We start from the raw sequence: 564 nt of genomic DNA, 5'->3' as shown, positions 1-564 counted from the left end.
ACGCTTTTGTAAAAGGCGCGACGCTAGGAGCGTCCTTTTGACAAACTTGTTAGCTGATTGCTACCTTTAGCTAATATTAGCAAGTCGAAAAATTTGATCATTGGTTGGCGCTATAAAGTTAGTGTTTTTTGTTGCCTCAGACGCCTACCTCCCTTCCCGGAAAAATATGTTTGATTGACATCGAGCTAATTCTCCACTTGTTTAGCATCCGTCATTATTGAGTTAGCAATCACTTTGAATAGATGCTCAGAGCGCGGCCTATGTGACGGCTGATCACGCAGCCAAGCTAGTGCGGCTATAAGATCAAACAACTCATCACCACCAAGATCTGCACATGCTTTTCCTTCTGACTGTGCACGGGTAAGTAGCTCTGCACCCGCTACACGAAGAGCATGGCAGGATTCATGAAGTGCAGAGTCCAAGTCTTCTATCGCACTCATCATTACAGAAATGACGCCTTGGTAGTTGTGTGTAAAGGCAATGACTTCCTGCACCCATAATACCAATGCTTCGCCAGAAGTACTCGTACTCATCAGGTTGCTAGCTTTTTTGCTCAGCCTATCG

At 45.2% G+C, this 564-nt stretch carries 1 protein-coding gene; it reads right to left on the bottom strand.

Features of this window, described 5'->3' with window-relative positions; translation table 11 throughout:
- Nucleotides 1-185 precede the first annotated feature (185 nt).
- The coding region (locus B4K20_RS04765; protein WP_289282060.1) for a hypothetical protein at nucleotides 186-564 on the bottom strand (379 nt) is incomplete at its 5' end.

The organism is Methylophaga sp. UBA5088, assembly GCF_002414625.1.
GTDB classification, from domain to species: Bacteria; Pseudomonadota; Gammaproteobacteria; order Nitrosococcales; family Methylophagaceae; genus Methylophaga; species Methylophaga marina.
This window is presented reverse-complemented; position numbering and strand designations above follow the sequence as displayed.